The 7,546-nt window shown below is 63.2% G+C and carries 11 protein-coding genes; 6 read left to right on the top strand and 5 right to left on the bottom strand.

Annotated elements, in window-relative coordinates:
• The 4 genes from AC3AYF_RS15830 to AC3AYF_RS15815 all read left to right on the top strand — a co-directional run.
• Window positions 1–271 (top strand): SufD family Fe-S cluster assembly protein (locus AC3AYF_RS15830; RefSeq protein ID WP_487779982.1); only part of this gene is annotated, 271 nt, incomplete at its 5' end.
• Between the two features lies 1 nt (window position 272).
• Window positions 273–1,514, top strand: a complete 1,242-nt coding sequence (locus tag AC3AYF_RS15825) for a cysteine desulfurase (RefSeq protein ID WP_295040520.1) — start codon at window positions 273–275, stop codon at window positions 1,512–1,514.
• 52 nt (window positions 1,515–1,566) lie between these two features.
• Window positions 1,567–2,130 (top strand): putative Fe-S cluster assembly protein SufT, encoded by a 564-nt coding sequence (gene sufT / locus AC3AYF_RS15820; protein WP_487779981.1) that lies wholly within the window; start codon window positions 1,567–1,569, stop codon window positions 2,128–2,130.
• 123 nt (window positions 2,131–2,253) lie between these two features.
• Complete coding sequence (locus AC3AYF_RS15815) at window positions 2,254–2,946, top strand: SanA/YdcF family protein (protein ID WP_295040524.1); 693 nt, start codon at window positions 2,254–2,256, stop codon at window positions 2,944–2,946.
• Between the two features lie 28 nt (window positions 2,947–2,974).
• On the opposite strand, the gene AC3AYF_RS15810 is transcribed toward AC3AYF_RS15815, so the two are convergent.
• The 4 genes from AC3AYF_RS15810 to AC3AYF_RS15795 form a co-directional block, all read right to left on the bottom strand.
• Window positions 2,975–3,415, bottom strand: coding sequence for a ferritin family protein (locus AC3AYF_RS15810; RefSeq protein ID WP_149437627.1), 441 nt, complete (start codon window positions 3,413–3,415; stop codon window positions 2,975–2,977).
• A gap of 111 nt (window positions 3,416–3,526) precedes the next feature.
• A complete protein-coding gene (gene rimK, locus AC3AYF_RS15805; RefSeq protein ID WP_295040527.1) occupies window positions 3,527–4,435 on the bottom strand; it encodes a 30S ribosomal protein S6--L-glutamate ligase in 909 nt (302 codons plus the stop codon).
• 50 nt (window positions 4,436–4,485) lie between these two features.
• The gene (locus tag AC3AYF_RS15800) at window positions 4,486–4,923 is read right to left on the bottom strand and encodes an ATP-dependent zinc protease family protein (protein ID WP_295040529.1); all 438 of its coding nucleotides are present in this window, start codon (window positions 4,921–4,923) and stop codon (window positions 4,486–4,488) included.
• Window positions 4,924–4,927: 4 nt separating this feature from the next.
• Window positions 4,928–5,941, bottom strand: coding sequence for a DUF3549 family protein (locus AC3AYF_RS15795; protein WP_295040531.1), 1,014 nt, complete (start codon window positions 5,939–5,941; stop codon window positions 4,928–4,930).
• Window positions 5,942–6,145: 204 nt separating this feature from the next.
• Here AC3AYF_RS15795 and AC3AYF_RS15790 point away from each other — a divergent pair, with 204 nt between their 5' ends.
• On the top strand, window positions 6,146–6,472 hold the full coding sequence (locus AC3AYF_RS15790) for a YqcC family protein (RefSeq protein WP_295040533.1): 327 nt from the start codon (window positions 6,146–6,148) through the stop codon (window positions 6,470–6,472).
• Window positions 6,473–6,559: 87 nt separating this feature from the next.
• On the opposite strand, the gene AC3AYF_RS15785 is transcribed toward AC3AYF_RS15790, so the two are convergent.
• Window positions 6,560–7,114, bottom strand: a complete 555-nt coding sequence (locus tag AC3AYF_RS15785; protein WP_110717153.1) for an OmpW/AlkL family protein — start codon at window positions 7,112–7,114, stop codon at window positions 6,560–6,562.
• Window positions 7,115–7,313: 199 nt separating this feature from the next.
• Between AC3AYF_RS15785 and AC3AYF_RS15780 the strand changes: the two genes are divergently transcribed.
• Window positions 7,314–7,546: glycosyltransferase (locus tag AC3AYF_RS15780; RefSeq protein WP_487779980.1), on the top strand; the 233-nt coding region annotated here is incomplete at its 3' end.

Below are 7,546 nucleotides of genomic sequence, written 5' to 3'. Positions count from 1 at the left end.
ACTGGTCATCTACGCCGACGACGTCAAGTGTTCCCACGGCGCCACGACCGGTCAGCTCGACGAGGATGCCGTCTATGCCCTGCGCAGTCGCGGTATCGACGAACCGATGGCGCGGGCGCTGCTGACCCTTGCCTTCGTGGGCGAGGTAATGGACAAGGTGCGGCTCAACGTCATCGCCGAGCGCGTCGAGCGGGCCGTTGCCGGCCGCTTGCCGGAGCGCTTCAATCTGGCGGATCTGGTCGAAACCGCCGAGGCGATTCAGGAGGCGTGATATGACGTCGATCACCGATCTGACGCTGGATCTGGCGGCGGTACGCCGGGACTTCCCGATTCTCGAGCGGGAGGTCCACGGCAAGCCCCTGATCTATCTCGACAACGCCGCGACCAGCCAGACGCCGGTGGCGGTCATCGACAGTCTTGGCGACTATTACCGTCGCTACAATGCCAATATCCACCGCGGCCTGCACACCCTGGCCGACGAGGCGACCGCCGCCTTCGAAGGCGTGCGCGCGACGGTGCAGCGGCACCTCAACGCCTTCGAGCCGCGCGAGATCGTCTTCACCCGCGGGACCACCGAAGCGATCAATCTGGTGGCCAACAGCTGGGGGCGGGCCAATCTGCGTGCCGGCGACGAGGTCGTGGTGTCGCTGATGGAGCACCACTCCAATATCGTGCCCTGGCAACTGCTCGAGCGCGAGTTGGGTATCGTGATCAGGGTCATCCCGGTCGATGCACGAGGCGTGCTCGATCAGGAGGCCTATCGCGAGCTGCTGGGCGAGCGGACCAGGCTGGTCTGCGTCAACCATGTCTCCAACGCGCTGGGCACGATCAACCCCATCGCCGAGATGGCGCGCGACGCCCACGCCCACGGTGCCCTGATTCTGGTCGATGGCGCCCAGGCGGTGCCGCATCAGGCCGTCGACGTGCAGGCCCTGGATGCCGACTTCTACGCTTTCTCGGGACACAAGGTGTACGGGCCCATGGGGGCCGGCGCGCTCTATGGCAAGGCGTCGATTCTCGAGTCCATGCCTCCCTGGCAGGGTGGCGGGGAGATGATTTCGCGCGTCTCCTTCGAGCGCGGTACCGAGTTCGCCGCCGTCCCGCATCGCTTCGAGGCCGGTACGCCGTCGGTGGCCGACGTGATCGCCATGGGCGCGGCCCTCGACTGGGTCAGCGCGCTCGGTATCGAACGTCTGGCGGCCTGGGAACAGTGGCTGCTGGATCACGCCACCCAGAAGCTCGAACGGATCGACGGCTTGACAATCATCGGCACCGCGCCGCGAAAAGCGGGGGTGATCTCGTTCGTGGTCGATGGCGCGCATGCGCAGGACATCGGGCTGTTGATCGACCAATTGGGCGTGGCGATTCGCACCGGGCACCATTGTGCCCAGCCGGTGTTGAATCATTTCGGTGTCGAGGCGACCTGTCGGGCCTCTCTGGCGGTCTACAACACGCCGGAAGAGGTCGATGCCTTCGTCGAGGCGTTGCAGCGCGTGCTGGGTATGCTGCGGTGAGCCGGCTCTGGCTCCCGGCGTGTTCGGGCCGGCAATTCTGTCAGGAGTGACGATGGATCCCCTAAGCCAGGTCTACAAGGGCCAGGAGATGCCGCTGCAGCGTGATGTCGATGCCATCTCGATTCCGTTCGGCAAGACGGTCACGCTGGTCGAGGACAGCTCGGTCGTGGTGATGCAGGCCAAGGGCAGCTCGGTCAGCGTCAGCCACGAAGGGCGTCTCTATCTGATCGAAGGGCATGACCTCGATGCGCTGGGTCTCGAGGCGCTCGAGCGTCCCACGCTGGACCCGGACGCCAGCGAAGAGGAGATGGAAGCTTTCGTCTGGGCGCAACTGCGGACCTGTTTCGATCCGGAGATACCGGTCAACATCGTCGATCTGGGGCTGGTCTACGGCTGTCGCATCGAACGCCTGCTCACCGGCGAGTGCATGGTGACCATCCGCATGACGCTGACCGCGCCGGGTTGCGGGATGGGCGATGTCATCGCCGAAGACGCCCGCCGCAAGATTCTGGGTGCGCCGCAGTTCTCCAAGGTCCACGTGGAAATCGTTTTCGATCCCCCCTGGAGCCGTGAGATGATGAGCGAAGAGGCGCGTCTTGAACTGGGAATGTTCTAGGGACTTTACAGACGGAGCCTGACGAACGTTCCCGGCTTGCACAGCCGGTTTCTGGCAGAGCAACGAACGCGATATGCTGATCGACATCTCAACGCGCCACCGGATTTCCGAGAGGGGCCTTCAGTGGCCACTTCCCGTCCACCGACCTTGCTCCTCCCCATGTTCTGGCTGCTGAAGGGCCTGCTCAAGGCGCTGCTGGCCAGCCTGTCGTTGCTGGCCGTCAGTATCGTGGTGATCAATCTCTGGATACTGCAGAAAACCCACGCCCGCATCGAGCATGAGGTGCCGCTGTGCGCGGTGCAGCCCGTCGGCCTGGTCTTCGGTACCGCGCAGTGGCTACGCCAGGGTGGTTCCAACCCCTACTATCAGGCCAGAGTGGAGACCTCGGCGGAGCTGCTGCGGCTGCACCGCGTCCAGCACCTGCTTCTCTCCGGCGACAATCGAACGCGCTACTACAACGAACCGATCAGCATGTGGCGCTCCCTGCGGCACCGTAACGTCGACGATGCCAACATGACCCTCGACTATGCCGGCTTCAGCACGTTCGACAGCGTCGTTCGGGCCAAGGAGGTCTTCGGTGCCGACCGGTTGATGCTGATTTCACAGGATTGGCATCTACCACGCGCGCTTTTCATCGCCGACGCGCTGGGCATCGAGTCCACCGGATGCGCCGTGCCCGACGACGGCATCAAGGGGGAGTGGCGGCTGCGCCTGAGAGAGTGGCTGGCGCGTGCGGCGACGTTCGGGGATCTCTATCTGTGGGGGCGCGAACCGTACTTCCTCGGACCCTTCGAGCCGATCCGGCTGTCGTCATGAATGCGGCGGGGCCGCCGTTCACCCGCGCCTAGCGCTGGCGCTGCTGAAGCTTGTTGATTTCCCGGATCAGCGCGCGGCAATTTTTCCAGCAGCGTTCCAGCGTCGGTTCGAGGGCTTCCGGCAGGGGGTGGGTGAAGGCCGTGCCCAGCGCCTGCATCAGAACGCGCTCCTGCTCGAGCAGTTCCCCCAGCAGCACGGCGCTGTCGTTGCCGACGAAGCTCTTGATGCGACTCCAGAGCCAGAGGTAATCGTCGCGCTCGACGTCGGCGTCCCGTGGCAGGATGTCGAGATGCTCGCGCACCAGTTGCTGTAGCTCGCGCATGGCAGCCCCACGTTCCTCGTAATGGGGTTTCAGGGCATTACGCAGCGCCGGGCGCAGGCGATCGAGATTGTCCTGAAAATAGTCGAGACTATCGGCCAGCGCTTCGAGCACGCTGTCCATCGCCACTTGGCGATTGTCGAGAAACATGTGCGGCCACCTCCTGAGGTGACACAAATTGTGCGGCCGGAAACACTGTTTTGCTACCCCTGGGGGCAGAAAAATTTAGCATTTCCGGCTATTTGTCGGATTTCTTCTCATTCAGCCCTTGGGCTTCGGCGGCGCCTTGCGCGGCGTGCTGGCATTTTTCTCCAGATGCTCGACGATCAGCCCCGCGATATCCTTGCCGGTCGCCGTCTCGATACCCTGCAAGCCGGGAGAGGAGTTCACCTCCATGATCACCGGGCCGTGGTTGGAGCGCAGCAGGTCGACACCCGCCACGGCCAGCCCCATGGCCTTGGCGGCCCGAATGGCGGTGGAGCGTTCCTCCGGAGTGATCCGGATGACGCTGGCAGTGCCGCCACGATGCAGGTTGGAGCGAAACTCGCCATCGGCGGCCTGGCGCTTCATCGACGCCACGACTTTTTCGCCGATGACGAAGCAGCGGATATCGGCGCCCTTGGCCTCCTTGATGTACTCCTGCACCATGATGTTCGCCTTCATCCCCATGAAGGCCTGGATGACCGATTCCGCGGCCTGATTGGTTTCCGCCAGGACCACGCCGATCCCCTGAGTTCCCTCCAGCAGCTTGATCACCAGCGGGGCGCCCTTGGCCATGGTGATCAGGTCGGGAATGTCGTCGGGTGAGTGGGCGAATCCGGTCACCGGGAGCCCCAGTCCCTTGCGCGACAGCAGCTGCAGCGAGCGCAGCTTGTCGCGGGAGCGTGTGATGGAGACCGAGTCGTTGAGGACGTAGGTACTCATCATCTCGAACTGGCGCAGTACGGCGCAGCCGTAGAAGGTCACCGACGCGCCGATGCGCGGCACGATGGCGTCGAAGGATTCGAGTTCCGCCCCCTTGTAGTGAATCGAGGGGCGATGCGACGCGATGTTCATGTAGCAGCGCAGCGTGTCGACGACTCTGACACTGTGGCCACGCTGCTCGGCGGCCTCGATCAGGCGGCGCGTCGAGTAGAGGTTGCGATTGCGTGACAAGATGCCGATATGCATGCGCGAAAGGCTCCGGGGCGTGGGTTGTGATGGCGGCAGCGAGAGAGACGTCAGGGCTCACCGTGAAGGAACGCGGCGCCCGGAGCAACCAGAAGCCGGCGCATGGCGCGTCTTCCGAGCAGCATGGGGTGACGCATGTTGCTGCGATCGGTCAGGGTCAGTTCGATGGGGAAGTCCAGGCTACCCAGGACGAGGCGGGTGCGGATGACGTAGCGCCACTCTTGCTGGCCGTTGGAGCTTCTGACTCTCCGTCGGTCGTGCAGCGGCAGCTGGCATTCGTGGTGCGCGATGGGTTGCCCGCTCGACCGGGTGATGAATCGGACCCAGGGATGTCCATTCTCCTCGTAGGGCTCGATCTGCTCGGCATGCAACGCCGAGGTGCGGGCGCCGGTGTCCGCCTTGCAGCAGAGTGTCATCTGCAGGTCGGGAAGCGTGACCATCTCGCGGCGGCCGATGATCGCCTGGGCCTGATAGGGCATTGCTTTCATGAAATCATGCGTTCCATTGTCTGACGAACCGGCCTAGGGAGGAGCCCATCGGCGCCTGACGTAGCATCATCAATATGGGCAGCCGCAGGCGAGGGATCAATGCCAAATCACGCACGACGGGACGAAAGTCGGCCTCCGGGCTCTCCGCCAGACGCTCCAGAAACCGTTCCAGGCGGGCTTCGTGCTCGAGATGGTGCCAGCCGCGGGCGGCAATCGCGGCGAGGCAGTCGGCGGCCATCAGGGCGTCGTCGTCGAGGATGCGATCCAGCCAGCCGCCGACTCTGGCATCCTCGCTGCCCAGCAGGGCTCTCAACAGGGCGCAGAAGGCTTCGATGTCCCGCCTCTCGCGAGCGCTCTCGAGCATGCTCCACAGCGTGGGCAGCAACTCGTCCGGGGTGTCGCCATGTTCCAGCAGGTAGCACAGCGCTAGAATCACCTCCCGCGGCATGGTGTCGAATCTCTCGACCAGTGCGCTGGTTACCGCCGGGTCCTTGGCGACGACCTGGTCGGCCAGCCCCTGGAGACCCAGCATCTGCCAGTCGAGCGACTCGTCGCCGACGAGATAGCGGCGTGTCATGTCGGAGAAGGCCGAGGGAGGTTGCCCGAAATGACGAGACAGGCGAGCATGCAGCAGCGCCCTCTGGTGTAGCTCCGGTTCGAAGGCCAGCGGGTTGTCCTGCATCAGGTTGTCTGGCGCCGGCTCGCCGTTGGCAGACGCCGCTCGTGCGCTCAGGGTCTGCAGCAGGCGATCGAGGAACTCGTCGCGCGGGGCGGGCACCAGTTGGCCCTGCTCGTCCAGGGGGAGAGCGAGGAACCAGATCGCCGGATCCGTCTCGAGTTCGGGCCAGCGCAACGCACAAGCTACCTGGGCACGGCCGTTCCAGGGTAGCGGCCAGGGCGCCTGCTCCCGTTCGAATGCGGCGAATGAGGCCTGCGGCATGGGGGTGACGCGACGGCCCAGGGTCGATAACACGACCTCCGCGCCGCTGCCCGAGAAGAAATCGCTGAGCGTTTGCATGATAAAGGTCGCCGTCTCCATCGAGGCGCGCACTGTAACTTGCCGCGATGGCGCTGGATAGGTCCTGGCCAAAAATTGATCAGCCGGCTCAGAGACATGTATTACGCCACGTCGGGGTAGGTGTCCCAAGTTTATCCACAGGCTCCTTCAGGTTTTTTGTGAGCAACCGGAAAAGTTTCCACACCCACCATGACAGGAGGAAGAATGACCTCGCACGACAGATTGGCTCACGCCTTGCGTGAATTGGAAGCGACGTTGATGGAGGTCGGCCTGTGGGAGGCATCGCGACCGCAACCGTCGGCGTTCGAGAGCCAGCAGCCATTTTGTGTCGATACCATGTCGATGCCGCAATGGCTGCGTTATGTCTTCATCGCTCGTCTCCAGGCTCTGGTCGATGCCCGTGCCACCCTGCCCGCGACCTGCGCCGTGGCGCCGGCAATGGAGGTCTGGCTCAAGGACGAGCCCGCGGCGAGAAGAGATCCGGTGGTCCGTGAACTTGCCGCTGTCGATCGTATCGTCACCCTGGCGTGACCGGTCACGGTCGAGTGCCGTTCGCCGAATCCGAAGCACAAAAAACCGGGCCCGAAGGCCCGGTTTTCGATACCAACCGCCGTTCGCTTAGAAGCGGGCGGTGACACCGGCACCGACGGTGACCGGGTCGAGGTCGATGTCGCGACCGCCACTGATGTCGGCGCTGACATCGGTGTACTGGGCGAAGGCGTTGAAGCCGAAGTTGTCGGTCACGTTCAGATCGACACCCAGCTGGCCTGCTGCGCCCCAGGAGTCGTCGACGCTACCGACACCGCTCTCGTCGGAGAACGTGGTGTAGTTGACACCAACGCCGGCGTAAGGCTGAACGCGGGAATCGAGACCACCCAGCGGATAGTACTGCGCCATCAGGTTGATCGGAACCTGCTTGAAGGTGCCGCCTTCGGCGTGGACCTTGGTCTCGGTCATGGAGCTCAGCTCGACGCCGATCTTGTCGTGAACCATGTAACCCAGGCCCAGATAGGCGCCTTTGTCATTGTCATCGGTATAACCGGTGTCAACGTCGGTCTTGGCAACGCCCAGGCGGCCGTAGAAGTCGCCAGCGCCGTAGGCGAATGCGGCTTGAGTTCCGAATGCGCAAGCGCCGGCAACTACCATTGCGGAAAACAGTTTGGTCTTGGTCATGATAAGTACTCCCTTTCTTTCATCATGAAGCCGTGTTACCGGCCTTCACATTCTATGAGACAACGTCGCTATGATAGGAAACGGTGTTTTTTATGTCCAGTAAAATTTTGAAACAGCGTTTTTTTACATTCCGGTAGCGTATACGCCTGGCTGTGCGCAGTCGCCTTTCTACCGCTAGGATTACCCTAGTCGCTGATGGATGACGTCGCCAATCCAGATAAGCCGACGACACCGACCGAGGAGAGGAGCTTCCGTGGAGAGACACCGAAAGGATTGGATGTTGTCGATCGTGGTGCCGGTCATGAACGAGGAGGATGCGATCGACCGGTTCCTGCAGGCGGTGGACCGTGAGCTCGGTGACAGGCTGCCGGCGCTGGAGATACTGTTCGTCGACGACGGTTCTACCGATGGAACGCTGGAGAGACTCCGTAG

The organism is Salinicola sp., assembly GCF_982684285.1.
The sequence above is the reverse complement of the archived record's forward strand: the minus strand, read 5'-3'. Positions and strand labels throughout refer to the sequence as shown.

Excerpts from the sequence above, each read along its gene's own strand:
- AC3AYF_RS15800 (WP_295040529.1), bottom strand. The coding sequence starts at position 4,923 with ATGAAAGCAATGCCCTATCAGGCCCAGGCGATCATCGGCCGCCGCGAG.
- AC3AYF_RS15825 (WP_295040520.1), top strand. The coding sequence starts at position 273 with ATGACGTCGATCACCGATCTGACGCTGGATCTGGCGGCGGTACGCCGG.
- AC3AYF_RS15795 (WP_295040531.1), bottom strand. The coding sequence starts at position 5,941 with ATGCAAACGCTCAGCGATTTCTTCTCGGGCAGCGGCGCGGAGGTCGTG.
- AC3AYF_RS15785 (WP_110717153.1), bottom strand. The coding sequence starts at position 7,114 with ATGACCAAGACCAAACTGTTTTCCGCAATGGTAGTTGCCGGCGCTTGC.
- AC3AYF_RS15790 (WP_295040533.1), top strand. The coding sequence starts at position 6,146 with ATGACCTCGCACGACAGATTGGCTCACGCCTTGCGTGAATTGGAAGCG.
- sufT (WP_487779981.1), top strand. The coding sequence starts at position 1,567 with ATGGATCCCCTAAGCCAGGTCTACAAGGGCCAGGAGATGCCGCTGCAG.
- AC3AYF_RS15810 (WP_149437627.1), bottom strand. The coding sequence starts at position 3,415 with ATGTTTCTCGACAATCGCCAAGTGGCGATGGACAGCGTGCTCGAAGCG.
- rimK (WP_295040527.1), bottom strand. The coding sequence starts at position 4,435 with ATGCATATCGGCATCTTGTCACGCAATCGCAACCTCTACTCGACGCGC.